The organism is Rodentibacter caecimuris (genome assembly GCF_010587025.1).
In the GTDB taxonomy this organism is placed as follows: domain Bacteria; phylum Pseudomonadota; class Gammaproteobacteria; order Enterobacterales; family Pasteurellaceae; genus Rodentibacter; species Rodentibacter caecimuris.
Genome location: NZ_CP040863.1, coordinates 226,320 through 250,721 on the forward strand (window position 1 = coordinate 226,320; position 24,402 = coordinate 250,721).

At 41.5% G+C, this 24,402-nt stretch carries 31 protein-coding genes and 1 other RNA gene; 15 read left to right on the top strand and 17 right to left on the bottom strand.

Features of this window, described 5'->3' with window-relative positions; all coding sequences use genetic code 11:
- Positions 1 to 38 precede the first annotated feature (38 nt).
- The 17 genes from FEE42_RS01075 to ssrA form a co-directional block, all read right to left on the bottom strand.
- Positions 39 to 341, bottom strand: a complete 303-nt coding sequence (locus tag FEE42_RS01075; protein ID WP_164027483.1) for a hypothetical protein — start codon at positions 339 to 341, stop codon at positions 39 to 41.
- 9 nt (positions 342 to 350) lie between these two features.
- The gene (locus FEE42_RS01080; RefSeq protein ID WP_164027484.1) at positions 351 to 1,355 is read right to left on the bottom strand and encodes a tyrosine-type recombinase/integrase; all 1,005 of its coding nucleotides are present in this window, start codon (positions 1,353 to 1,355) and stop codon (positions 351 to 353) included.
- 9 nt (positions 1,356 to 1,364) lie between these two features.
- Positions 1,365 to 1,562, bottom strand: coding sequence for a hypothetical protein (locus FEE42_RS01085; RefSeq protein ID WP_164027485.1), 198 nt, complete (start codon positions 1,560 to 1,562; stop codon positions 1,365 to 1,367).
- Positions 1,559 to 1,873: a hypothetical protein gene (locus FEE42_RS01090; protein ID WP_164027486.1), complete on the bottom strand. Its 315-nt coding sequence runs from the start codon at positions 1,871 to 1,873 to the stop codon at positions 1,559 to 1,561. The genes FEE42_RS01085 and FEE42_RS01090 overlap by 4 nt, the downstream gene beginning before the upstream one ends.
- On the bottom strand, positions 1,863 to 2,087 hold the full coding sequence (locus tag FEE42_RS01095) for a hypothetical protein (RefSeq protein WP_164027487.1): 225 nt from the start codon (positions 2,085 to 2,087) through the stop codon (positions 1,863 to 1,865). Before FEE42_RS01095 ends, FEE42_RS01090 begins: the two co-directional genes overlap by 11 nt.
- A 62-nt stretch (positions 2,088 to 2,149) precedes the next feature.
- Complete coding sequence (locus tag FEE42_RS01100; RefSeq protein WP_164027488.1) at positions 2,150 to 2,461, bottom strand: hypothetical protein; 312 nt, start codon at positions 2,459 to 2,461, stop codon at positions 2,150 to 2,152.
- Entirely contained in the window at positions 2,454 to 3,014 is a 561-nt protein-coding gene (locus FEE42_RS01105) for a host cell division inhibitor Icd-like protein (protein ID WP_164027489.1), read from the bottom strand. Before FEE42_RS01105 ends, FEE42_RS01100 begins: the two co-directional genes overlap by 8 nt.
- Before the next feature lie 145 nt (positions 3,015 to 3,159).
- Positions 3,160 to 3,462, bottom strand: a complete 303-nt coding sequence (locus FEE42_RS01110; protein ID WP_136126130.1) for a hypothetical protein — start codon at positions 3,460 to 3,462, stop codon at positions 3,160 to 3,162.
- Positions 3,455 to 3,643, bottom strand: coding sequence for a helix-turn-helix transcriptional regulator (locus FEE42_RS01115; protein WP_164027490.1), 189 nt, complete (start codon positions 3,641 to 3,643; stop codon positions 3,455 to 3,457). The genes FEE42_RS01110 and FEE42_RS01115 overlap by 8 nt, the downstream gene beginning before the upstream one ends.
- 191 nt (positions 3,644 to 3,834) lie before the next feature.
- On the bottom strand, positions 3,835 to 5,019 hold the full coding sequence (locus FEE42_RS01120) for a hypothetical protein (RefSeq protein ID WP_164027491.1): 1,185 nt from the start codon (positions 5,017 to 5,019) through the stop codon (positions 3,835 to 3,837).
- A 112-nt stretch (positions 5,020 to 5,131) separates the two neighbouring features.
- Entirely contained in the window at positions 5,132 to 5,776 is a 645-nt protein-coding gene (gene gpM, locus FEE42_RS01125) for a phage terminase small subunit (protein WP_164027492.1), read from the bottom strand.
- A gap of 2 nt (positions 5,777 to 5,778) precedes the next feature.
- The gene (locus FEE42_RS01130; RefSeq protein ID WP_164027493.1) at positions 5,779 to 6,801 is read right to left on the bottom strand and encodes a phage major capsid protein, P2 family; all 1,023 of its coding nucleotides are present in this window, start codon (positions 6,799 to 6,801) and stop codon (positions 5,779 to 5,781) included.
- The gene (locus FEE42_RS01135; protein WP_164027494.1) at positions 6,794 to 7,531 is read right to left on the bottom strand and encodes a GPO family capsid scaffolding protein; all 738 of its coding nucleotides are present in this window, start codon (positions 7,529 to 7,531) and stop codon (positions 6,794 to 6,796) included. Before FEE42_RS01135 ends, FEE42_RS01130 begins: the two co-directional genes overlap by 8 nt.
- A gap of 64 nt (positions 7,532 to 7,595) precedes the next feature.
- A complete protein-coding gene (locus FEE42_RS01140; protein WP_164027495.1) occupies positions 7,596 to 8,264 on the bottom strand; it encodes a hypothetical protein in 669 nt (222 codons plus the stop codon).
- Positions 8,254 to 8,466, bottom strand: a complete 213-nt coding sequence (locus FEE42_RS01145; protein ID WP_164027496.1) for a helix-turn-helix transcriptional regulator — start codon at positions 8,464 to 8,466, stop codon at positions 8,254 to 8,256. Before FEE42_RS01145 ends, FEE42_RS01140 begins: the two co-directional genes overlap by 11 nt.
- A 780-nt stretch (positions 8,467 to 9,246) precedes the next feature.
- Entirely contained in the window at positions 9,247 to 10,440 is a 1,194-nt protein-coding gene (locus tag FEE42_RS01150; RefSeq protein WP_164027497.1) for a tyrosine-type recombinase/integrase, read from the bottom strand.
- A gap of 199 nt (positions 10,441 to 10,639) precedes the next feature.
- Positions 10,640 to 11,004: a transfer-messenger RNA gene (gene ssrA / locus FEE42_RS01155) on the bottom strand.
- 107 nt (positions 11,005 to 11,111) lie between these two features.
- On the opposite strand from ssrA, the gene FEE42_RS01160 reads away from it, so the two are divergent.
- The 15 genes from FEE42_RS01160 to bioD all read left to right on the top strand — a co-directional run bounded on the left by FEE42_RS01160 (position 11,112) and on the right by bioD (position 24,366).
- Entirely contained in the window at positions 11,112 to 11,606 is a 495-nt protein-coding gene (locus tag FEE42_RS01160; RefSeq protein ID WP_059365261.1) for a hypothetical protein, read from the top strand.
- Between the two features lie 111 nt (positions 11,607 to 11,717).
- Positions 11,718 to 12,785 (top strand): DNA polymerase IV, encoded by a 1,068-nt coding sequence (dinB, locus tag FEE42_RS01165; protein ID WP_164027498.1) that lies wholly within the window; start codon positions 11,718 to 11,720, stop codon positions 12,783 to 12,785.
- 38 nt (positions 12,786 to 12,823) lie between these two features.
- On the top strand, positions 12,824 to 13,360 hold the full coding sequence (locus tag FEE42_RS01170; protein ID WP_059365259.1) for an elongation factor P hydroxylase: 537 nt from the start codon (positions 12,824 to 12,826) through the stop codon (positions 13,358 to 13,360).
- 165 nt (positions 13,361 to 13,525) lie between these two features.
- Positions 13,526 to 14,608 (top strand): peptide chain release factor 1, encoded by a 1,083-nt coding sequence (prfA, locus tag FEE42_RS01175; RefSeq protein ID WP_059365258.1) that lies wholly within the window; start codon positions 13,526 to 13,528, stop codon positions 14,606 to 14,608.
- 49 nt (positions 14,609 to 14,657) lie between these two features.
- The gene (locus FEE42_RS01180) at positions 14,658 to 15,086 is read left to right on the top strand and encodes an RDD family protein (RefSeq protein ID WP_135969231.1); all 429 of its coding nucleotides are present in this window, start codon (positions 14,658 to 14,660) and stop codon (positions 15,084 to 15,086) included.
- Positions 15,086 to 15,964 carry a peptide chain release factor N(5)-glutamine methyltransferase gene (gene prmC / locus FEE42_RS01185; protein ID WP_164027499.1) on the top strand — a complete coding sequence of 293 codons (879 nt, stop codon included), beginning with the start codon at positions 15,086 to 15,088 and terminating at the stop codon, positions 15,962 to 15,964. The genes FEE42_RS01180 and prmC overlap by 1 nt, the downstream gene beginning before the upstream one ends.
- Positions 15,964 to 16,767: a SirB1 family protein gene (locus tag FEE42_RS01190; RefSeq protein WP_059365255.1), complete on the top strand. Its 804-nt coding sequence runs from the start codon at positions 15,964 to 15,966 to the stop codon at positions 16,765 to 16,767. The genes prmC and FEE42_RS01190 overlap by 1 nt, the downstream gene beginning before the upstream one ends.
- Positions 16,768 to 16,779: 12 nt before the next feature.
- Complete coding sequence (kdsA, locus tag FEE42_RS01195) at positions 16,780 to 17,634, top strand: 3-deoxy-8-phosphooctulonate synthase (RefSeq protein ID WP_164027500.1); 855 nt, start codon at positions 16,780 to 16,782, stop codon at positions 17,632 to 17,634.
- A 67-nt stretch (positions 17,635 to 17,701) separates the two neighbouring features.
- Positions 17,702 to 18,649 carry a 2-hydroxyacid dehydrogenase gene (locus FEE42_RS01200; protein WP_164027501.1) on the top strand — a complete coding sequence of 316 codons (948 nt, stop codon included), beginning with the start codon at positions 17,702 to 17,704 and terminating at the stop codon, positions 18,647 to 18,649.
- Between the two features lies 1 nt (position 18,650).
- The gene (locus tag FEE42_RS01205) at positions 18,651 to 19,832 is read left to right on the top strand and encodes a lipoprotein-releasing ABC transporter permease subunit (RefSeq protein WP_164027502.1); all 1,182 of its coding nucleotides are present in this window, start codon (positions 18,651 to 18,653) and stop codon (positions 19,830 to 19,832) included.
- A 26-nt stretch (positions 19,833 to 19,858) separates the two neighbouring features.
- Positions 19,859 to 21,148: an adenosylmethionine--8-amino-7-oxononanoate transaminase gene (bioA, locus tag FEE42_RS01210; RefSeq protein WP_164027503.1), complete on the top strand. Its 1,290-nt coding sequence runs from the start codon at positions 19,859 to 19,861 to the stop codon at positions 21,146 to 21,148.
- An 8-nt stretch (positions 21,149 to 21,156) separates the two neighbouring features.
- Positions 21,157 to 22,299, top strand: a complete 1,143-nt coding sequence (bioF, locus tag FEE42_RS01215; RefSeq protein ID WP_164027504.1) for an 8-amino-7-oxononanoate synthase — start codon at positions 21,157 to 21,159, stop codon at positions 22,297 to 22,299.
- 7 nt (positions 22,300 to 22,306) lie between these two features.
- Positions 22,307 to 22,951, top strand: a complete 645-nt coding sequence (locus FEE42_RS01220; protein WP_059365249.1) for a pimeloyl-ACP methyl esterase BioG family protein — start codon at positions 22,307 to 22,309, stop codon at positions 22,949 to 22,951.
- A complete protein-coding gene (gene bioC / locus FEE42_RS01225; RefSeq protein WP_164027505.1) occupies positions 22,942 to 23,715 on the top strand; it encodes a malonyl-ACP O-methyltransferase BioC in 774 nt (257 codons plus the stop codon). The genes FEE42_RS01220 and bioC overlap by 10 nt, the downstream gene beginning before the upstream one ends.
- Before the next feature lie 9 nt (positions 23,716 to 23,724).
- Positions 23,725 to 24,366 (top strand): dethiobiotin synthase, encoded by a 642-nt coding sequence (gene bioD / locus FEE42_RS01230; protein WP_164027506.1) that lies wholly within the window; start codon positions 23,725 to 23,727, stop codon positions 24,364 to 24,366.
- Positions 24,367 to 24,402 lie beyond the last annotated feature (36 nt).

Below are 24,402 nucleotides of genomic sequence, written 5' to 3' on the forward strand. Positions count from 1 at the left end.
AACCTTATTGGGCGGGAATTATCCCGCCTTTATTTTGCTTAGTTTTTATTGTTACGGCTAAAATATTGAATGATTTCACCGGCTAAATAAAGTTTACGCTGCCGTGCTGTGCCGGTGTTGCGTTGGATAGGTTTGGGAAAATCCGCTGCATTAATTAAATGATTGCGGATATAGCCATAACTAAAGCCGGAATATTTTGCAATGTGTTTCGGTGTCCATATTGCTTGAGGGTTCATATCTAACCCGGTTTGCGATTTGGTTTTATTATTTTCCAATAACGCAACGCGCCGGCTTAATTGTTCAACGGTTTTATTTAATTGGTCGATAGTAAGTGCGGTCATTTTTTATCCTTATCCTAATAAACTGACTACATTTTCCATTTTTGGCGAATAGTAAGTATTCAGTAAAATTTTAATGTCTCGATGGCCGCTGATTTTTGCTAATGTCATCACGTCCACTTTTTCCGCAAGGCGGGTTAAGGCTTCCCGTCTTGTGTCGTGAAAATGTAAATCGGCATCATCAAGCCCCGCCCGCTCTTTCAATTTTCTGAAATTTGCATCGAGGTTTTTGGCAGTTAATTGAAAAATGGGTTCTTCTTCTCCAAAACTTAAACGTTCCATTGTGTCGAGAATCGCTACGGCTTTTGTTGAAAGCGGAACATTGCGCGGGTGTCCGTTTTTACTGGTCGGAATATGTAAAATTTTCGTTTGCCGGTTGTAATTTTTCCATTTTGCATTGCAAATTTCACCGGCGCGCATGGCGGTTTCAAGGGCAAATAACATCGCTGCCCCCGCTCGGCTTAATGCGGTGAGCGGGGTGCGGTTAGGTGAAAAGCCGGAAACAAATTTCAAGCGTTCGATTTCCTCATGGCTATAACGGCGTGTGCGTGCATGCGGGGTTTTCGGTTTGCGCACGTTTTTAAGGGGATTTTCTTTCAGGAATTTCCATTCACCGCATGCCATTGTCATAATATGGGAAAGGGTATTCCATTCCCGTAAAACGCTGGCTACACTGACTTTAGAAAGGCGTTCATCACGCCATAATCTAAAATCATCTTCCTTTAAATCCACTAAATAAACGCGCCCTAGCGGCATATCCATTAAGCGGAAGAGGCGCAAGCGTTCTTCACGGTAACTTTTCTTATAGCGGCTGACTTCTTTGATGTATTTATCAATCACATCCGCAAAGGTGATATAAGGGATCCCCGTGTGATAAGTGCCATTAATGATTTTTTCCTCTAACGCTTTAGCCCATGCGATAGCCTCGGCTTTAGTGCGGAATTGTTCTGACTTTGAAATCCCTTTACGGCGCACTTGTGCGCGCCATCCTTTATTTCTTTTGATAATGGTTGCCATAAATCCCCCTTATTTCCGATTTTTCCGGCGTGCGATGCGCTGGGCTTTGCGTTTATTCTTAATTTTATTCATTCGTCTTTCGTAAAAATTGAGTTGCTCATTTTTAGGAAATTCAAGCCCAAAGAAAGCTTCATTAAATAGCGCGCTATCACTGGCGAAAAATTCCAATTCTGCGCCGTTGGGAAAGTGTAAAGAATAGGTGTTCATGCTGTCGCTCCTTGTGGGTGTGGGTTTCTTCCGCTCATGATTTTGAATAAATCGTTAAAGGCTTGTGCGTGGCTGTTTTGTTGTAAAGCAGCGTGATGTTGATATTTGGCTTTTTCGGTTTGGCTCACCTTTCCGCCATTTTCTAACTTCAGCCTTGTTTCTTCGCTTTTCGCCCATTGGCGGGCAATGGCTTTGTCTGATTCAAAATAGCGGCATGAAATGAATTTTTTCCGTTTAATTTGAATTTTCACTACGGCATAGTAAGCGGTTTCATTGTTGGCATCGGTGAGAGAGTAGAGACTAATTGCCATTTTTGCCCCCTCTGTCTTGTGTGGCTTGTTCTTGTTTTGCCAATAAATCAAGATAAATGCGTTTGGTGAGGCTTTGAATGGCGCTCACGGCTTGCCCGGCGGTCTCGTGTTCTTCGGCGATATAAAGATTGGCTACGCTGATCAACTCTTGTAAATTGTTCATCTCGATAACCAGTGCATCGAATTCGAACCAGTTAAATTTAACCTCTGCCATAAACGCCCCCTTGTGTAAAAGTAGAAAAGGAGGAGGAAATACCGTTAGGGGTGATCAATGTTTTATTCATCTTTCCCCCCCGCTAAAATCGCCCGAATATCCGCCAATAACCGGCTATATTGCTCATCTACAGTTTGACTATGGTTTTTCATTATTTCGTGTAAGCAAAGCATTCCGCCTTGTCGTTTGGCTTCCTTCATTTCTGCTGATCGATAATATTCATCAAGAGCCAACACTAAATCGGGGTAAAATTCCGTCATTATGTTGATATTTTGTGCGTGAAATGCTTCGATTTTGTCTTGCACTTGTTCGGCTGGGGTTGGGTTGTTGATACGGCGTTGAACTTCACGCTCTATTTCTGCATAGTTAGGCATAAATCCCCCCTTGCACAAAAGTGCGGTTAAATTTCGGGTTGATTTTGGCGATAAGTGAAAGGCATTGAAAATCGGCGCTAAGGCTTAGGCGCGCGTTAGTTTCGTTGTTGGCTTGAATAGTTTGAACGCACAAATTAAAGTGCGGGTACGTGCGATTCACGCATAGAAATTTGTAGATCATCTCTGCGGTTTCCATTTCTAAATTTTGAGGAACTACCGCTAAAGTTTCGAGGCTTGGGCGGTAGCACATAACGGGCTCGAAAACCGTTAGAAATGTAGAACGGCAAAGGGCGGAACCTTTCCCATTATGCGCTACCATTGAGAATAGACTATCAGAAAATAGGCTATATTGAATAGGTGCGTAAACGCTACGAACAAAAAAAGCACGGTTTGGCGTGCTGTTCGCCATTTCTAACAAAACGAGTTTCGAGGCTCGTACTTTAGATTTTGCTAAAGCGGATTTAATATAATGCAATCTAAAGCAAGGTGCAAGCGGTTTTTGTGCTTTTGGGGTTGTGTGGTTTGTTGATTGGGTTAAAATAACGTTGTTCATATTGAATCCTATTTTGATTTTTTTGCTACATTTGGTTAGGGTTTAATTGGCATTCCTTAGGTTTAAGACATTTCAAGTTATTTTCACTAAGCCATTAGTGATAAGCCTGTTGCCCACACTGTGCGAGTGTGGGCTTTCTTTTGGCTTATTGTTTTATCGCTGTAATAAGCTGAATTAATGCATCCGCTAAATTCGGCGCTTGCCAACAAATTAAAGCGATAAACGCGCCAGCGCCCACGGCTTTTAGAAAGAATTTAAAGCCGTCTGAAATATCTTTGCCTGCTTCATCTGCGCCTTGTGTACTCATATTTTCCCCTATGTTTAATTGTGTTAATAACTTGCCAATCACTGGGAAGTTGCTAAAATTGTCTTGCATTGATTCCGCCTTTGGCGGTGTGATTAGCCCTGAATGATTGCGCTTCATTCGGGGCTTTTTATTTTTACCCATTGGCGGTTTTCCTTTCGTTTAGCCATTGAGTTACGTCTGCCACTTTCCAACGGCTTAAACGCCCGATCTTAATTGGTGCCGGAAAATGACTAGAACGCATAAGGGAATAAATCCCGCTGCGGCTTACGCCCAATTTTTCAGCGATTTCACGCGCATTAAAATAGATTTGGTTTGTTTCCATAAGCTGCCCTATGTTTGTTTAAATGTTGCTTAAAATGTGTTCTTTGTGTTTTCTCTGTGCTTGGCTGTTCAACCCTAGCAAGTGCATCATAGGGAAAGGGAAGGGCGGGTAAAATCAAATAGAAATGTGAAAAATCGAACAACTTAAAAAGCGGTTGTTCGATTTTCTTTCAATCAATTTTCGGTTCTTTTTTAATCGTCAGATTCAACGATAATGGCGGTAAATTGCGCTTTATTGCGCCCGCTATTGCGGGGAAATGGGTGATCGTAGATTTTCTTAAATTTCTTCAAATAGGCTTCAGGCGTGTAAAAATCGGGCGTTCTAAAGCCTCTTTCATCAATCAGCCGCGCAATAATGGCATTAATAATTTGATAGCCGCCTAAATGTGGGTAGGCTTTCGCCGTGGCGTGCATACTGGCTAAAATCATCGGGGTAAAAAACTCCTTTTTACTGCGGAGTGTCGGATTTTGTGGCGGCGGGTTCGATTTATTTTTAACCGTTTTTTCTGTTTTTGGCGGTTGTAGTGTGTCGGATTGTTCTGTCAGTTTCTCATTTTCTTCCGTTTCATTGGTTGCACGTTGTTCATTTTCATATTCAAAAAGGTTGGCGATATAGGAAAAATCATGTGCGAAAATTTGCACTTTATCTAAAATAATTGAACCTAGTGCAGCGGGATTGAATCGAATGAAGATAAAATTAGAATATATTTCTAAATCTTCATAAATCGTATAATGCTTATTATATATTTCATGCACTTTAGCATCATATTCTTGAATGGTAATTAATCCATTTTCATATAAGTTTTCTTGTTCACCAATTAAACTGTTAAATAGTTTACGCTCTTTTCTTATTTTTTCTTTTTCTTCATCTTCCAACTCTAAGGAGTATTTTTTATTAATGGGATTATAAAATTCGGTTTCGGGTAAAATCAGCTCTTCATCTGTGCTTAAATTAAAAATTACGTCATCAAAACAAATTTCAGGAATATGTAAAAGCCCTTTAAAATAATGTATGAAGGGCTTTTCTTGAATTGCGGTTATAATAATTTCTGATTCTCTGGAAGTTAAAATACTCCGAGGGGATTTCAATATTTTATCTAGCGCATTTCTAAAAATGATTGGTGCATTTTGAATATCAAAATCAGGGTTAATAATAAATTCCATTTTTGCGAATTTTTGCTTTTTTCCCGTAACGGTTAATTGATTTATTTCGTCGTTGTATTCTGCATCAAAATAAAGTAATGCTGATTTCGGATATTTAGATAATGTAGCAATAATTTCTTTTTTACTATATTCAAATTTGTAATTGTTTTTTAAAAGTTGTTGCGTTTCTGCCAAAGTGAACCAACTTTTAAATAAGTGCGGTTTAAATTCCATAAGTCATAAGCCTGTAAAATAAAAAAGATCCGGTGCGAGCGGATAGGGGAGAATAGACGAGATTTTATGATGAAAAGACTGCGCTATTTCATCATAAAATCACGCCATCATTTTAAGAAAGGGCGGTTTGTTTTTGCAAGCGTTTAATTAATGTTTTCACGCCGCAATTCGGATTTAATTGATTGGCGCGGGTGAGGTGTTCAAGTGCGCGTTGTGGGTTAGTTTCGGCATCGAGTAAGCCTATCGCCTTATAAAGCCTTGCGCGGCTTTGGTCGGGCATATCTTCGCCATCTGTGAGCTGTTTTATACGTAATAAATAAGTGAGTAAATAGGCGGCTTGCTCATTTTGGGCAAATTGCGCACGGTCTGAAAATTCCTCCGCTAAAAGCGTGCCTAAAGTGCGGTTGAAATTATCCGGCAAGGCGAGGGAATGAAAAAGTGCATAATCGGCAAGGGTGAGGGCGAGGGCGTATTCTTCGCAATCTATCGCCCACACAAGCCAAGTCATTAAAATGTTGTCTTGCTTTCCGCTGCCGGCTTCCAGTGCGCCATTTATCCACGGCATATAGTCGGGTAAAATTTGCTTTTTGAAGGCGGCTTTGCGTTCGTTGGATTGAATCAGCTTTAAATCCTTTTTGTGTCGGGATAACACTCTAAGCATTTTTTCATAGCCGCTTAAATCCGCAAAATCTTCATTTTCTGTCGCACTTTCAGCAAGTGCGGTCATTTTTAACACGTGGGCTTGTGTGGGGCGCATTGTTATTTGTCCTTGAATTCGATGTTTTCAAGCAAGGCGACGCAGTCATAATTTTCTACCACGAAAGCATCGTTACTTGATAGATAATCTTCCACGCGGTCACGCTTCGCATTTTCTACAATGCTGCGGCGCATCGCGCTTTCTTGATAATAAATCGAGAGATTATCAAGACGGGTGATGAGGATTGTGCCGGCCGGTACAGAAGGAACGCGCACCGCCGGCAAACCGCCTACGCGTTTTTGGCTAATGATTAAATCATTGGCTAACTGTTCCGTGGCTTTGTCGCTGTTGTTATTGATTAGCGAGAAATATTTATCCGCCAATAAATCGCGCCCCATAATCGCGACCAATTCCGGATCTTCATGGAACCACGGTTCCAAAATATCCGTTACGGCTGAAAAAACAAGTGCATCAAGGTTTTGATAGTGCTGACCTTTACCGATATAAATTTTACCGCTGCCGCTTTCGACTTCCTTCATATTGCGTTTTGTGGCTTCGGTGCGGATTTTTTCAAGCCAACCAATGCCCACATCTTGCAATAATGGATTTGATGCACGGTTTGACGTTGCCGCGCGGCTTGTGCCGTTCATACCGATTAAAATCCGGTCAAGGGCGATGCGTTGCTGTTTAACGGCGGCAATACGGGCGGCAAAGTCAGGGAATTTTGCCCACTGGTCGAGCTGCCCATAGGTTAAATGTGAATCATAGTTAATTTGTTGGCAGTGATATTTAATGCTGTCGATATTGGTGATCGCTTGGGTCTCACGGTCTTTTGTCGTGGTGTCGGTGGTGCTTGCCAAGGTGCTGGCCGCGCCTAAGCCTAGGCGTTCGCCTTGTTGTTCTGCAACCGGGACAAGATTAATCATTTGCAAGAAAGCAGATGATTCCTGCACTTTGTTTTCTAGGGTTTGTTGTAGGCTGGGTTCTACGGTGAATTTTTTATCCGTATCAGCAACGGATAAGCCGTTAGCCAAGGCAACAGATTCACGATAAGCATTAAATTTATTGCGGGTTTCGTTACGCATAATAAGATCCTTTTAAGTTAAAAACTAAAGTGGTTATCACATGGCATTTCACCGGCGACAAGCGGGCGTTCTTTATAGCCCGGTGCCGGGGTTTTTTCCAAGCGTTTAAAGGTGGCTTTAATCTCTTCCATTGATTCACGCATGGCGGCATTTTCCGCGCGTAATTGTTGGATTTCTGCCAGTAGCGAGCTAAATTCAACCGGTTTTTCTTGGGGGGGGGGTCGGCGACCTCTTCCCATTGGGCAGTAAATTCAACGGCTTCGGTGATGATATTTTGCGGGTCGGTTTTGCGTGCGGCGTAAATGTTCGCCGTGGTGTTTTTCGCCGCAAATTCTAAATAATCCGTGCCTAGGCTTGCCGGGTTATCGGTGACGGCTAACCCCACTAAATAGGCTTCGCCGGTATCGGCAAAACTTGGGTTTACTTCGATTGAAGTAAAATTCTTTTGTTTTGCTTTGGTGTAGGCAACGAGTTCATCTGTCGGCGCAATTTGAGCCAATAAATAAAAGTCTTTACCTTTCTTTTCGGTTTTCAGTGCCAGCACGTCGCCCATATTGCGAAAATCGCTATTCGGGTGTAAGCCTTTGATATGCTCAATGCTGATGCGTGCCTGATAGACTGCCGGGTTATAATTTTTTGCCATCTGTTCGATCCATTCCGGGCTGATTTTTCGCCCGTCTGTGGTTGCGCCAGCTTTGGCAACTCTGAAAAATTTTGATTGTTTAGCCATGGCTTTAACTCTCATTTAAAGTTGATAATAAAGGTATTTGCAATCCACGCCGCCACGGGGTGAATTATTCGCCCTGTCTTAAGGCTTGGCGTAACTGGTTTGCCTTAATTGGTGAAATGTCAGGTATTTTGTCCAGCTGCTCAAAATCCAGCTTGTACGCTAAAATAGTGCGGTCTTTTTGATTTAATAATTTCACGCCCTTTTGTTCGAGCTTTTGCATAAATAGGGTGAGTATAAAATCGAGCGGGTCGATATTTTTCCGCAAAATGTTTTCACGGTTTCGCAAGTCTGCTTTAAAGCCTTCTGATAGGCTGATGGCTTGTAGGGCATTCGCCAACGGCTGGCAAATTTGCGAGGTGATTTCATCAATGATTTTTTCGCCCGCACTTTCGACTAAATCAGAATGTGCATGAATTAAACGGCGTTTTGTTTCGGATAAATCAAGGGTTAAACATTCACGGTTATGTTGTAACTGTTTGACAAATTGGCGCACGCCTGCACGTTTATCACGTGCTTCCCGTTCTTTGCTGTAAAACTTCATAAAAAGATCGGAATCCGGCAAGGCTTGCCCATTGGTCGCTTTGCCTTGTTCTTCAAGTTCTGAAATCTCATTATCAAGGGCTAAGATAATTTTGTTTTGTCGGTCAATTTCTTTGTCTAGGGTTTCCAATTGGTGCAATCCGGCTGAAAATTCCGCTTGGTGTTGGGTAAATTGTTCGATCTTATGCTGCATTTGGTTCTTCTCTTCGGTTTCGTTCTATTTGTTGTTGCATCCATTCGTTGATTTCACTTTCAAGCCATACCACACGGCGACCGCCTAAATTTATGTTTTGCGGAAATAATCCCGCCGCCATTCGCTTGTAAATTGTGGTTTTCGCTAATCCGGTGCGCGCAATCACTTCTTCAAACTTTAAAAAGCGTTCTTTACTTATCATAGGATTTAACTCATATCGTGATTCTCTCTACGTTCTATAACGTGCCTTTGTATGTGTGCCATCTTATCGGCTTGGCAAAAAATAGCGATTGATTGTCGGTGTGGTTGGCGTTTTCACAAAATGGGGCGGAATTTGTCATTTTTTCGTTTCCGGCTATTTTGCCTAAAATCTCAATTTTTCACTTTTTCCACTTTTTTCACTGATTTTTCACTTTTTATCACTTATATTTTTTCTTTATAAATCAATAAATTAATAAAAGTTAAGTGATAAAAGTGAAAAAAGTGAAGTTTTTTTCAAAGAGTTTTAAAAAATAAGGTTAAAAATGGCGGTTGCGTGCGTTTTGCTGCGTGGGTTTGCGTTAAAAATCGAGCATTTAAAACATCAAGGCGCGCCAGTATTGGCAAGGCGTGAACGGCTTTTAAAATTTGCGTTGAAATCACTATAAAAAGCGTGCGGGCGTGGCGAAGGTTTGCTAGCGATTTTTCGTGCGTGGGTTTTCGTTTAAAAATCGAGGTAAATTGAGGTTTTTCGCTTGTTTAGTCGGGTAGGGTTGGTATGATTAACATATAGATTGATAGCGTCAGCTATATAGGTGGGCGTTGGCTTGGTTAAACGTTATGCATAAGCGGTTAGCGGTCAAGCCTTACCGCTTGCGGTAACCCGTAGGGCTTGGGCTTTACCGATAAAAGAGCGTTGCATATAGTGCAACAAGCTAACCCCCGCCGGTCGTCATCACCGGATAAAAGAAAAGCGGCAATGCTGCCGCCTGTGTGGTAATGGCTAAGGGTGCTTGCATTGTGCAATATAATCGCCCCAACGTTGCATAATGTATCGCTTTGGCTCAAGATATTCTGAATGATTATAACGGCGGCTCACCCCGTTCCCCGTAACGTGCGCAAGGCAAGATTCAATATGTTCATGATGAATCATCGGGTCGTGTAGGTCATTCATATAGGTGCTAAATATCGAGCGCAAGCCGTGAGAGGTTAGTACCCTTTTATAGCCTACGCCGTCACCGATACATTTATTCGCGGATTGGCTGCTCATATGTCCGGTTTTACTGCGTGAGCTATAAAAAACGTATTCATGATCGCTGTTCATTGTCCGCATCTCATCGAGTAGGGCGAGAGCTTGAGAACTCAAAGGGATCAAATGAATTTTACCCGCCTTCATCTTTTCGGCGGGAATCGTCCACACCTTGCGCACAAAATCAATTTCATCCCATCGAGCGCGCACGGCTTCCCCCGCCCGTGTAGCGGTTAAAAGCTGCCATTCAATAAGCTGCTTAGTTTGCCGTTCGGCATTAGAAAGCCATAATGCACGCATAAAAGCGGGTAATTCTTCCGGCTTTATCGTTGGGTTTGTCTTTGCTTCTATGGTTGCAAGTGATCTTCTAAGCGTGATTAAAGGATTATGCGCAATATAGCCGCACATCTGCGCATAGTCTAAAATCTGCCTAGCTGTGCCCGCAACCTTCTTTACGGTATCGTTTTTCAGCGTTTCCCATTGCTTTAAATGTAAATGCCATTCCGCCAAATTGATTTTATTCAGCGGCATATCACCAAATTTTTTATAAAGATAAAGTTCAACCCGCCGCATCGAGTCATTAATATCTTTCACATTATGGCGGTGATAGTCTCTAAACATCTCGGCGATTTGCTTGAACGTCATCGCCTGAATTTCAGCCTCTGCTGCTTCTTTCTCTTCGTAGGTTTTAGGGTTAATCCCTTTCTTTAAAAGCGCATTGTACTTTACCGCAATTTCTAACGCTTCCGCACGTGACATCATCGGATAGCTGCCAATCGTCATTTTCGGGCGTTCTTGCTTATTGTCGGGATTAGTAAAAATATAAAGCCAACGATAAGAGCCCTTAGCCTGATTCGCCTTAATGTAAAGATTTTCGATTAAATCGCCTTTAGTTTGACCGGGTTTCATTGAGCGGATAAAGCTATCCGTTAGTTTTTGATTAGCCATTAGTTTTTAAGCCTTTGAAAAATAAAAATTTATCTCTCAATTGTTCCCTGGTTTTCCCAAAAAAATAGACTAGGGAACAATTAGGGAACAATCACTAAAAACTAAGGTGAACAGAAAAAACAATAAAAACGTATAAATAGTTGTTTTTATTGAATTATAAGAACAGAAAAAACACAAAAAACGTTAAAAAACAAATAATTGGTGGAGCTGGCGGGAGTTGAACCCGCGTCCGAAATTACTCTACCTTCAGTACTACACGTTTAGTCAATCTTTGATTTCACTTAAGTATGCGGACAGACACGCTAAACTTAAGCCAGTTTGATTCAATTTAATGCTTCGATCCTCAAACGGCGGCTTCCACACGATCTCGTTTTGGTTTGACTCCGCGTTATCCCCGTCTTACGAGCGGAAGCTGGGGCGCGAAGGCTAAATGCAGGTTATTAAGCTGCTAAAGCGTATTGTTCGTCGTTTGCGACTATTTTTTTGCGGTTTATTTACGAGGCCTACCGCACCTCGACGTGCACCTTGGGCTTTGCTAATCCCGTCGAATCCAGAATCAGCCCCAAAAACTCGGTAAGTGTAGCAAAAAAAAGAACCTAATAAAAGAACCTATTTATTAATCCTTTGCGTTGGGTTAGAATTCGAGCACTTTCTATTAAAGGAAAAATAAAATGAAAAATTTAAAACCTTTTATTGCTGTTTCAATGGTATCACTATTTTTGGCTATGAATACATTGGCAGCGCCCACAAAAACAGCCTCGAAAATAACAGCCAAAAAAGAGAATGTTGCTGAGGTAGAGGCTATTTCACAAGCCGTTTCAATCAATGTTGAAGATCGTCAATTAGTGATTGATAACAATGGCCAAGCTTTGGTGATGTTTAAATATGTGGTAACAAATACCGGAAATAAGCCTATTTCTAATATTCAATGGATAAGTGCTTATGTGAGCAAACGTGAGATTGTTCATAGTCAAAATATGCAGCTTGAGCTGGAATCCACCTTAATGCCGGGCAAATCAGTCACCATTAATCTACAAATTCCGTTTGTCCAAATTGAGGAAAAATTTAGACCTATTTTTACCAATCCGCAATCTAGAATTGATGTCTATCCGATTGATCGTATTATTCGATTTAATGACAAAAAAGAGCTTCATGAACGTAAATAATCCTTTCTGATATAAACCTGCCAATGCGCAGGTTTATTTTTACTGTATGGTTGAACAGTGTTTTGCTTTTCGCTATACTAAAGCCTCATCTTTTTAACCGCACTTTTCTTTATGTCTTTAGCGCGCAAAATCATTCACATTGATATGGATTGTTTTTATGCTTCAGTGGAAATACGGGAAAATCCCTTATTACAGGGAAAACCTGTTGCGGTTGGTGGCGATTCGCGCCAACGAGGGGTATTGACAACCTGTAACTACGAAGCTCGAAAATTTGGTTTACATAGTGCGATGCCTACCGCACAGGCAGTGAAAAAATGTCCTCATCTTATTCTTGTGCCGGTTAATATGTCGTTATACAAACAGGTTTCTGCACAAATTCATCAAGTTTTTCATCGTTATACCGATATTATTGAGCCTCTTTCTTTAGATGAAGCCTATTTGGATGTAACGGATTGCGAAAAATGTTCGGGTTCCGCCACTTGGATTGCGCAAGAAATTCGCCAAGCGATTTTTGATGAACTCAAGCTGACGGCGTCGGCAGGCATTGCACCTCTTAAATTTCTTGCCAAAATTGCCTCTGATATGAATAAACCGAACGGACAATTTGTGATTAAACCGAACGAGGTAGCGGAATTTATTAAAGCTTTGCCTCTAAAGAAAATTCCCGGTGTGGGAAAAATCACATCACAGCGTTTATTAGAAATGAAGCTTGAAACCTGTGCTGATGTTCAAAGATTAGAGCAAACTGTATTACTCAATCAATTTGGCAAAATAGGCAAACGAATTTGGGATTTTAGTCATGGCATTGATGAACGTGAAGTACAAGCCCATCGCGAACGTAAATCTATTGGCGTAGAGCGTACCCTTGTAGAAAATATCGAACGGTCGGAACAGGGGATTGCGCTGTTGGATAACTTGTATGCTGAACTTCTTCGCCGCCTTGAACGTGCCGCCCCGAATATCCCTTTGACGGCTTTTCGTAAAATTGGGGTGAAACTGAAATTTGAAGATTTTCAGGTTACCACATTAGAAAAAACCGGATTGCCGTTTTGCTTGGCAAGTTTTCAGCAATTACTCATACAAATTTGGCAGCGTAGCCAAGGCAAATCAGTTCGTTTGGTCGGATTGAATGTGGCATTACCGGAAGAAAATAAACAGGAGCAAATGAGTCTTTGGTGATATAATCCAAAGCTTTACAGCCTGAGTAATAGAGAATTATGGAACATCAGTTAGAAGATATTATCGCCATTTTTAATCAATGTTTTGAGCAAGAATATAATACCCGTCTTGTGAAAGGGGGAGAAGAACCAATTTACATTCCGGCAAATGAAAATGTCCCCTATAACGCCATTTATTTTGCGCGAGGTTTCTACAGCAGTGCATTGCATGAAATTGCCCATTGGTTGGTTGCCGGCAAAGAACGGCGTAAACTGGAAGATTTCGGTTATTGGTATGAGCCGGACGGTCGCTCGGAAGCACGTCAGCGTGATTTTGAAAAAGTCGAAGTGAAACCGCAGGCACTGGAATGGATTTTGGCAACTGCTGCCGGTTTTCGCTATTTTGCCAGTGCCGATAATCTCAATGGTAATCCCGGTGATACCCAACCTTTTAAACAAGCCGTGTATGAACAGGTAAAAAGTTATGCGACAAAAGGTTTGCCGAAACGGGCGGAGACCTTACGAAAAGCCTTGGCGGATTTTTATGGCACGGAAGATCGTATTGATTTGAGCAAATTTGATGTGACGCGTATTTAAAAGTGCGGTCGGTTTTATCCATAATATTTATGGCTTCGCCGCTGTTGGCAAAGCCAACATTCAAAAAAATGTTGTTTTTTGTGACCGCACTTTGCATACTGTCAATTTTCCCTAAAATCAGCTAGAATATGCCGGTTTTATTTCTGGTTTAACTAAAGACAATTTATGAAAGATTCCATTATTGCAAAACTTGAAAGTTTAAAAGAACGTTATGAAGAATTAGAGGCATTACTTGGTGATGCCTCAGTGATTAGTGATCAAGATAAATTTCGCGCCTATTCCAAAGAATATGCACAACTTGAAGATGTGGTGAAATGTTTTAACCGCTGGACACAACTGAACCAAAATATTGAAGAAGCGGAGATATTATTAGACGATCCGGAAATGAAAGAAATGGCGCAGATGGAAATTGAAGAATCCAAAGCGGAAATTGCAGAAGTGGAACAGCAACTTCAAATTCTTTTATTACCAAAAGATCCGAATGATGAATACAACTGCTATTTGGAAATTCGTGCCGGAACCGGTGGTGATGAAGCGGGGATTTTCGCAGGCGATTTATTCCGTATGTACAGCCGTTATGCGGAAAGTAAACGTTGGCGAGTAGAAATATTAAGCGCCAATGAAAGTGAACAGGGCGGATATAAGGAAATCATTGTAAAAGTTAGCGGTGATGCGGTATATGGTCAGTTGAAATTTGAATCCGGCGGACACCGTGTGCAACGTGTGCCGAAAACTGAATCTCAAGGGCGTATTCATACCTCCGCTTGTACGGTAGCGGTAATGCCGGAACTACCTGAATCGGAAATGCCGGAAATTAATCCCGCCGATTTACGTATTGATACTTATCGTTCGTCCGGAGCCGGCGGTCAGCACGTTAATACGACAGATTCTGCGGTGCGTATTACCCACATTCCAACGGGGATTGTCGTTGAGTGTCAAGATGAACGTTCACAGCACAAAAATAAAGCCAAAGCGATGTCTGTATTGGCATCACGAATTGTGCAAGCCGAACAAGAACGCCAAGCGGCAGAACAAACGGATATGCGTCGTAACCTGTTGGGATCGGGCGATCGTTCGGATAAAATCCGTACTTACAACTATCCGCAAGGGCGAGTTACCGATCATCGTATCAATTTAACGATTTATCGTTTAGACGAAGTGATGAACGGAAAAATTGATGAGCTGATCCAACCGATCATTACAGAATATCAGGCGGATCAATTGGCGGCATTATCTGAAAATAACTAAAACAAGGGTATCCGTTTCGGATACTCTTTTTTGCTTAGAGAGAAATAACATGTTAGTTGAAAACCCCAAAAATACCGAATTTCAATTTTTATCGACCACCCCCGCCAGCCGTTTTAAACGCTGGCTTGCCAGTATGATTAACGGCGCCATTTTATGGGTAATATTAACTATCGGCTTTGTATTTGGAGGCTTTACCGGATTGCTTTCAGTTTTGCTGTATTTAGGTTTACAAATCTATTTTATGAAAACTTATGGGCAAACCATTGCAAAACGTTGGCTGGGGCTACGTGTATTTGATTATGCCACCCAACAGCCGATAGCGTTTGGCAAATATATTGGTCGTGAGCTGATTGATCAATTGCTTGCATGGACAAGTTTTTTGATCATTATCAGTGGGATTGTCGCGCTTATACGTGATGATCGTCGATCTTTAACCGATTTAGTCATTGGTTCTGTGGTATTTCAAGACGGAAAATAATGAATTATCGACAATGGCTGGCGCAAGCCTCAGAAGCTTTAGATCAAGCCAATCCTTATGAGAACGGCAAAAATGAGGCATTGATTTTATTACAACAGGCTACCGATAAATCCCGTACACAAATTTTGGCTTTTGATGAGACGGAAATAGATGAAAAAGTGCGGACAAATTTAACCGCACTTTTAGCACGTCGTTTAAAAGGTGAACCCATCGCCTATATTTTGGGTGAAAAAGAATTTTGGTCACTTTCTCTAAATGTGTCTGAAGATACCTTGATTCCTCGCCCCGATACGGAAATTTTAGTGGAATCCGCTTTACAGATTGCGAGGGAAAAACTGCAAGAAAATCCACCGCACTTTGGCATATTGGATCTCGGCACGGGGACAGGCGCGATTGCTTTAGCCTTGGCGGCAGAATTACTACCGATTTGTGAAAAACAACAGACCGAATTAAAAATTATTGGGGTGGATTTGATCCCGAATGCGGTGGAATTGGCAAAATCCAATGCGGAAAAAAATCGGCTTAATGTGGTTTTCTTACAAAGTAAATGGTTTGAAAAGGTAGAAGGGAAGTTTGATTTGATTGTGAGTAATCCTCCCTACATTGATGAAAAGGATGAACATTTAAAACAAGGCGATGTGCGTTTTGAGCCGCTGTCCGCTTTAATTGCTTGCGAGCAAGGCTATGGGGATTTGCGCCATATTATTGAATATGCACCGACTTATTTAAAAGATAACGGTGCGCTGTTGGTGGAACACGGTTGGCAACAAGGTGAAAAAGTGCGGTCTATTTTTGCGGAAAATTATTGGCAAGCGATTGCAACCGTGCGTGATTATGGCGACAATGAACGCGTAACATACGGTTTTTGGAAGAGATGATGAAATATAGTAGACGTGCATTGTTCGATCAATTTGTCAGTTTTTATCATATTATTTTTGATAATTACGGCGAATCAAAGGTCGCAATTCGGGGAAAAATGGGGGCTTTAGTACGCAAAGCACGCCGTGAAATTTCACCGGATTGGTCAGTAGAAGAGCGCATTCAGCGTTTGTTGCAGCTGGTTTATCGGGATTGGGGCTTTCATTGTGACCCGAATAATTATTTCCGTTCAAGAAATCTGTATTTGCCTTATATCTTAGAATATCGAGAAGGAATGCCGGTAAGCCTCGGTGCGATAATCTTGTATCTCGCGGAAGCGTTGGATTTACCGATATATCCCGTCAATTTTCCAACGCAGCTTATTTTACGTGTGGAACTTGATGACAAGGTGATATTTGTTGATCCTTGGAACGGTAGCTATATTTCTCAAGAAAAATTACAGCAACTTTATGAAGGCGCTTTTGGTTTCGGTGCGCAAATTCAGCCGGAAGAACTTGCGCGAGCGGATCTCCAACTGCTTTTTTCTCGCTTTGAACAGCTTGCCAAAAATGCGCTCATTCGCGAAGAGCATAATGACATGGCGTTTCTCTACATTGAATCGCTGGTTCATCGTTCTGACGATCCCTATAATATCCGCGACCGCGGTTTAGTGCTGGCACAAATGGGGGCATATCCTACCGCATTGAAAGATTTAAAATATTTTGTTGATAAATGCCCGCAAGATCCGACTTCAACGTTCATTCGTACACAACTTTCAGAACTTAAAAATGAGCTTGAACAAGCTCCTCACGCGATTCATTAATAAGGAAAACTTATGCAAAATAAAATTATAAAAATCGGTCATATTGATGTTGCAAACGACAAGCCTTTTGTTCTTTTCGGTGGAATGAATGTACTTGAAAGTCGTGATATGGCGATGCAAGTGTGCGAAGCCTATGTTAAGGTTACCGAAAAACTCAATGTACCTTATGTATTTAAAGCCTCTTTTGACAAAGCCAACCGTTCGTCTATTCATTCATACCGCGGGCCGGGTATGGAAGAGGGGTTAAAAATATTCCAAGAATTGAAAGCAACGTTCGGTGTAAAAATCATCACGGATGTACATGAAATTTACCAATGCCAGCCCGTGGCAGATGTGGTAGATGTGATTCAACTTCCGGCATTTTTAGCCCGTCAAACGGATTTAGTGGAAGCGATGGCACGCACAGGGGCAGTGATTAATGTGAAAAAACCGCAATTTTTAAGCCCCGGTCAAATGGGTAATATTGTGGAAAAAATCGAAGAATGCGGCAATGATCAAGTGATTCTTTGTGATCGCGGTACTAACTTCGGTTATGATAATCTCATTGTGGATATGCTTGGTTTCAGTGTCATGAAAAAAGCTTCCAAAGGTAGCCCTGTGATTTTTGATGTCACGCATTCACTCCAATGTCGTGATCCGTTCGGTGCTGCATCCGGTGGTCGCCGTGAGCAAGTAACGGAACTTGCCCGTTCAGGTTTGGCGGTAGGGATTGCAGGTTTATTTTTAGAAGCCCACCCGAATCCGAATCAAGCCAAATGTGACGGTCCGTCAGCCTTACCGTTATCAGCGTTGGAAGGGTTTGTCTCACAAATGAAAACCATTGATGATTTAGTGAAATCTTTCCCTGAATTAGATACCTCAATTTAATGGCGAAGTGCGGTTAAAAACAGCAACATTTTTGACCGCACTTTTTTAAGTAAAAAAGGAGAACATTATGCAAATCGTATTTTTAGACAGTACCGCTATTCCAAAACACATTCCTATTCCTCGCCCGAATTTTGAGCATGAATGGATTGAATATCCTCATACTTCGGCTGAACAAACTATTGAACGGGCTAAAAATGCGGATATTGTGATTACCAGTAAAGTCATTTTTGATCGTAACACCTTAGCGCAATTGCCAAAACTTAAACTCATCGCGATTACCGCAACGGGAACCAATAATATTGACTTAATTGCGGCAAAAGAATTAGGCGTCGAAGTCAAAAACGTGACAGGGTATTCCAGCGTCACCGTACCCGAACATGTGATGGGACTGATTTTTTCTTTAAAACACAGTCTTGCCGGTTGGTTGCGTGATCAAACCTCGGCAAAATGGGGAGAAAGTCAGCAGTTTTGTTACTTTGATTATCCGATTACTGATGTTCGGGGTTCTACCCTTGGCGTTTTTGGAAAAGGTTGTCTGGGGACGGAAGTCGGACGATTGGCACAAGCCTTGGGAATGAATGTGCTTTACGCAGAGCATAAAGATGCAGCAACTTGCCGTGAAGGTTATACGCCTTTTGAGCAAGTCTTAAAGCAAGCGGACATTGTCACCTTGCATTGCCCATTAACCCAAACGACAGAAAACTTAATTAATGCGGAAACCCTGTCTCAAATGAAAAAAGGGGCGTTTTTAATCAATACGGGGCGAGGGCCTTTGGTGGATGAAAACGCTTTATTGGCTGCATTAACGAGTGGGCATTTAGGCGGTGCCGCCATCGATGTTATGATTAAAGAACCGCCGGAAAAAGACAATCCGCTGATTCTTGCGGCAAAAACGATGCCGAACTTAATTATTACCCCGCATATTGCTTGGGCAAGTGATAGTGCCGTTACGACACTCGTGAAAAAAGTAACGCAAAATATTGAAGATTTTGTTGCACAACTCAAACAAAAGTAATATGCGTTTTCCCGTTTCTCTTTATATCGCCCTACGTTATTGGCGTGCCAAAAGCGCCGATCGTTTTGGGCGATTAGTAACAAATCTTGCCAGTTTCGGCATCGTTTTAGGTGTGATGGCATTAATTATTGTCCTCTCAATCATGAATGGTTTGGAGGACTATCAAAAGCAGCAGGTGCTTTCTTCCATTCCTCACGCCATTATCAGCCAAGAACAGCCGATTGCTACGGAAAAATCATTGCAAAACTTACCGCACTTTGTACAAAAAGCGGTGCCGATTAATACCACAAATGTGATTTATCAAACCTCTAAAGGTGTGAGCGCGGGACAAATCATTGGTGTGCGGTCGTTTTCTGATGATCCCTTATTAGAAACTTTAGATCATGCAAGTTTTAGCGATACATTACCGACGGGTGAGTTTAAATTGGTGATTGGCGATCAGCTTGCAAAAAAACTTGATGTCAATGTAGGCGATAAAATCCGTTTAATGATTACGGAAAATAGCCAATATACGCCTTTTGGGCGAGTGCCAATGCAACGCCTTTTTACCGTGAGCAACATTTATTTCGATAGCAGCGAAGTATCAGGTTACACCGCATTTGCCAATTTATCGGATATCGGCCGATTAATGCGTATTCAGCCGGAACAGGCGCAGGGTTATCGTTTATTCTTGAGCGATCCTTTCTTCATTACCGAATTGCCTGACTATTTTCCACATTATCAAATCAGCGATTGGCGTGTGCAAAAAGGTGAATTTTTCCAAGCCGTGCGTATGGAAAAAAATATGATGGGGCTATTGATTAGCTTGATTATTGTCGTGGCGATTTCCAATATCGTGACTTCTTTGAGCCTGATGGTGGTGGATAAACAAGGGGAAATTGCAATTTTACAAACCCAAGGGCTAACAAAATCTCAGGTGCGTTCGGTGTTTATTTATCAAGGCTTGTTAGTGGGATTGGTTGGTACGTTGATTGGGAGTTTATTCGGCGTGCTGATGACATTAAATCTGGCAGAGATAATAAGTGCGGTCAATACGAATGGGGTTTTTCTACCGACCTCAATCGAACCGATGCAAGTGGTGATTGTGATTCTGTTTTCTTTGTTGTTATCTTTATTATCAACAATTTATCCCGCTTATCGAGCAGCCAAAACAGAACCGGCGGAAGCCTTAAGATATGAATAGCCATCTTCATAAGATATAGATAAAGAATGAACGAACAACAACTTTTGGCTTTGGATCGTCAGCATATTTGGCATCCCTATTCTTCGATTTATTCCGATATGCCGTTGTATGCGGTAGAGCGTGCCGATGGCGTGAAAATTACACTCAAAAACGGGCAAACGTTAATTGACGGAATGTCCTCTTGGTGGGCGGCGTTACACGGTTATAATCACCCGCGTTTAAATCAGGCGGCACAAAATCAATTAGCCCGTATGAGCCATATTATGTTTGGTGGTTTTACCCATGCACCGGCAGTCGAGTTAGCGCAACTATTGGTGAAAATATTACCGGCGGGACTGGATAAAATTTTTTTCGCCGATAGTGGTTCGGTAGCCGTTGAAGTGGCAATGAAAATGGCTATTCAATATCAATATGCGAAAGGTGAGCCGCAACGACAAAAATTTGCCACAATCCGCTCCGGTTACCACGGCGATACTTGGAATGCGATGTCGGTTTGTGATCCGATAACCGGTATGCATCATCTATTTCGTCAAAGTTTACCGATTCAATATTTTTTGCCTCAGCCTTGTATCACATTTTATGAACACTGGGATGAGCGCGCCATTGCCCCCCTTGCCAATTTATTACAAACACATCATAAAGAAATCGCCGCCTTAATTTTAGAGCCGATAGTGCAAGGGGCGGGCGGTATGTATTTTTATTCTCCGGAATACCTTGTTAAAGCCCAAGCGTTATGTCGTAAATACGGTGTTCTGTTAATTTTTGATGAAATTGCGACCGGTTTTGGGCGTACTGGTAAATTATTCGCCGCAGAGCACGCCGGCATTTCTCCCGATATTATGTGTATTGGCAAGGCATTGACGGGCGGTTATTTAACCTTATCGGCAACCATAACAACCGAAACAATTGCAGAAGTAATATGCAGTGGTGAAGCCAAATGCTTTATGCATGGCCCGACTTTTATGGCAAATCCTTTGACTTGTGCTATTGCCGCCGAGTCCATTCGTTTATTGTTGGAAAGTCCATGGCAAGATCGGGTTCGACATATTGAAAAAGTATTACGTCAGCAGCTTTCGCCATTGGCAGAAAAACAGTATGTTAAAGATGTAAGGGTATTAGGCGCAATTGGCGTAGTAGAAATGCACAATGAAGTGAATATGAAAACGCTTGTTCCGCGTTTTGTGGAAAATGGTGTATGGATTCGCCCTTTCGGAAAATTGGTTTATGTGATGCCGCCTTTTATTATTCAAGATGAAGAATTAACTCAACTTACACAAAGTATGATTAATGCCTTAATGCAGGAATATGAGAAATAAGGAATAAAATGGAAGATTTCCAAAAGCAATTAGCCTATCTAAAAAGCATGAATCAATATCGTTCGATTCCTTACTTAACACATCATGGACGTTATATTGAACGAGACAATCAACGTATGCTGAATATGTCTTCTAATGATTATCTTGGATTGGCATCAAATGAAACGTTACAGCGTGCTTTTTTCCAGCAATATGACACGGATTTACCGGCTTTGACCAGCTCATCGTCCCGTTTATTGACCGGTAATTTTCCCATTTATAATGATCTTGAACAGCTTATTGCTCATCAGTTTCAGCGGGAAAGCTGTTTATTATTTAACAGTGGCTATCATGCTAATTTGGGTATTTTACCGGCATTAACGACCCCCAAAAGTTTAATCTTGGCAGATAAATTGGTACATGCCAGCATAATTGACGGTATTCGGTTAAGCCAATGCCAATTTTTTCGTTATCGCCATAATGATTATGATCATCTGCAACAACTTTTAGAAAAAAACGACGGTAAATTTGACCGCACTTTTATCGTTACCGAATCTGTTTTTAGTATGGATGGCGATGTGGCGGATTTAGCCAAACTGGTAAACTTGAAAAAGCAATTTCCTAATAGTTATCTTTATGTGGACGAAGCGCACGCCATAGGCGTTTATGGGGAAAAGGGCTTAGGGATTGCAGAACAAACCGGCACGATTAAGGAGATTGATTTACTGGTTGGGACTTTTGGTAAAGCATTGGCTTCAATGGGCGCTTATGTGGTCTGTGATAAACTGTTGAAAGAGATCTTAATTAACCAAATGCGTCCATTGATTTTTTCAACGGCGTTACCTCCGCTTAATGTGGCATGGACTTATTTTCTCTTTGAACGTCTGCCGCAATTTGCTAAAACAAGACAACACTTAAATGAATTAAGTGCTTTTTTGCGTTATGAAGTGGCACATCGCACAGGGAATATGCCAAGTTCGACCTGTATAGTGCCTTATATTTTAGGCGATAACGAAGCAACACTGGCGAAAGCACATCGGCTACAGCAACAAGGCTATTATTGTTTGCCAATCCGCCCGCCAACCGTGCCAAAAGGAACATCCAGAATACGCTTATCGGTGACGGCAGATATGACAAAAGAAGAAATCACAGAATTTATTACCTATTTGTAGGCAAAAAATGAAAATAAAATTTGAAGATCGTCAGGCTGAGAACTTACTGGTCTATTTTGCCGGTTGGGGAACACCAATCTCCGCCGTTTCTCATTTAGCGATACCTGAAAATTACGATTTATTAATTTGCTACGATTATCGAGATCTTTTCTTGGATTTTGATTTTTCACGCTATCAAAAAATTCGTGTCTTCGCGTGGTCGATGGGCGTGTGGGTGGCCGAAAGAGTATTACAAGGGATTCCGCTCGAATCAGCAACGGCGATCAATGGAACCGGATTACCCTGTGATGATCAGGTTGGCATTCCTTTTGCTGTTTTTAAAGGTACGTTAGATAATCTAAATGAAACGACAAGAGCAAAATTTGAACGGAGGATTTGTGGTGATAAGGCTAATCTGGCGTTTTATCATTCGTTGCCTATGCGGGAATTTCAAGAAATTCAGCAAGAATTGACCGCACTTTTCCATGCGATTGAGCAAGATCGACGCACGGATTTAATTTTGTGGACAAACGCTATTATTGGGCTTAAGGATAAAATTTTTTCTCCTGAAAATCAGCAACGCTATTGGTTTACACGTTGTAAGATTAACGAGATAGAGGGGGAACATTATTTATTTTCCCGTTTAACGCATTGGGCGCAGCTATGGAATTAGAGGCGAAATTCATTGAAAAACAACGTATTCGGCAGCATTTCCATAAAGTCCTTGATTGTTATGATGACCATGCTCGGATACAGCAGAAAATCAATCGGCGGCTGCTTTCTTACATTATGGCGAGCTTACCGAGCTGTTCACTTGAAAATGTGTTAGAACTTGGTTGTGGCACGGGGCAATTAAGCAAACAGTTACAACAACATATTCACGCCAATTATTGGATGTTTAATGATCTTTGCGATGTTAAAGATCGGCTAAAGAAAAAGTTATCTCAACCCTTTGAATTTCATTGTGGTGATGCCGAGCAGTTTTCCTTTAAGCGAACCTATGATCTGATTGTGAGTGCTTCCGCCGTACAATGGTTTCACAATCAATCGTCATTTATTGAACATTGTAAAAAAGGATTAAGCCGAGACGGTTTGTTGGCGATAGCGACTTTCGGTCAGGAAAATTTGTATGAAATTCGTGCCTTAACAAATATCTGGTTGATTTACCCGAGTTTGTCTGATTGGAAAGCGTGGCTACAAGATGATTTTGAATTGCTGTATGCAGAAATAACAACAGAAGAGCTGTTTTTTCCAACGCCGCTTGATGTGCTAAAACACCTTAAGCAAACCGGTGTGACTGCAACAAGGCAAGGTATTTGGACAAAACAAAAATTACACACATTTATTGAGCAATACCAACAGCATTTTTCTTTACCTAGCCAACAGGTACGACTGACTTATCAACCGCTATGGATTGTTGCACGATATAAACGATAAAGAGGATATATGGGCAAGGTAATATTTATTTCCGGGATTGATACGGATGTGGGCAAAACAATTGCAACGGGACTTTATGCCAGAGCACTTATGGCGCAGGGCTTTTCCGTCATTACGCAAAAAATGATTCAGACCGGATGTCGAGAGATAGCCGATGATTTATTGGTGCATCGTAAAATTCAGAAAATCGATCTCACAAACTATGATCTTGACGGGACGACTTGCCCTTATCTTTTTGAATATCCCTGTTCACCGCATTTAGCGGCGAAAAAACAAGGATGTGTTATTGATACAAAAAAGATCGAAAAATCAACCGCACTTTTGGCTGAAAAATACGATTATGTATTGCTTGAAGGTGCCGGTGGATTGATGGTTCCATACAATGACAGGGAAACTACGTTGGATTATATTCAAGCTCACGGCTATCCGTTGATACTGGTGACATCGGGCAAGCTCGGGAGTATTAATCATACATTGCTCAGTTTAGATGCGTGTAAAATACGAAATATTAATGTGTTGCGCGTGTTATATAATCGTTATCCGGAATATGATCCTATTATTTCTGAAGAAACACAGCGGTATTTAAAACATTATCTTGCGCGCTTTTTTCCTAACACACAATTTGAGGTCTTTGAAAAAGTGTCGATTTGATCAGGGATGATATGGAAATATGATAGACTGGCGCAC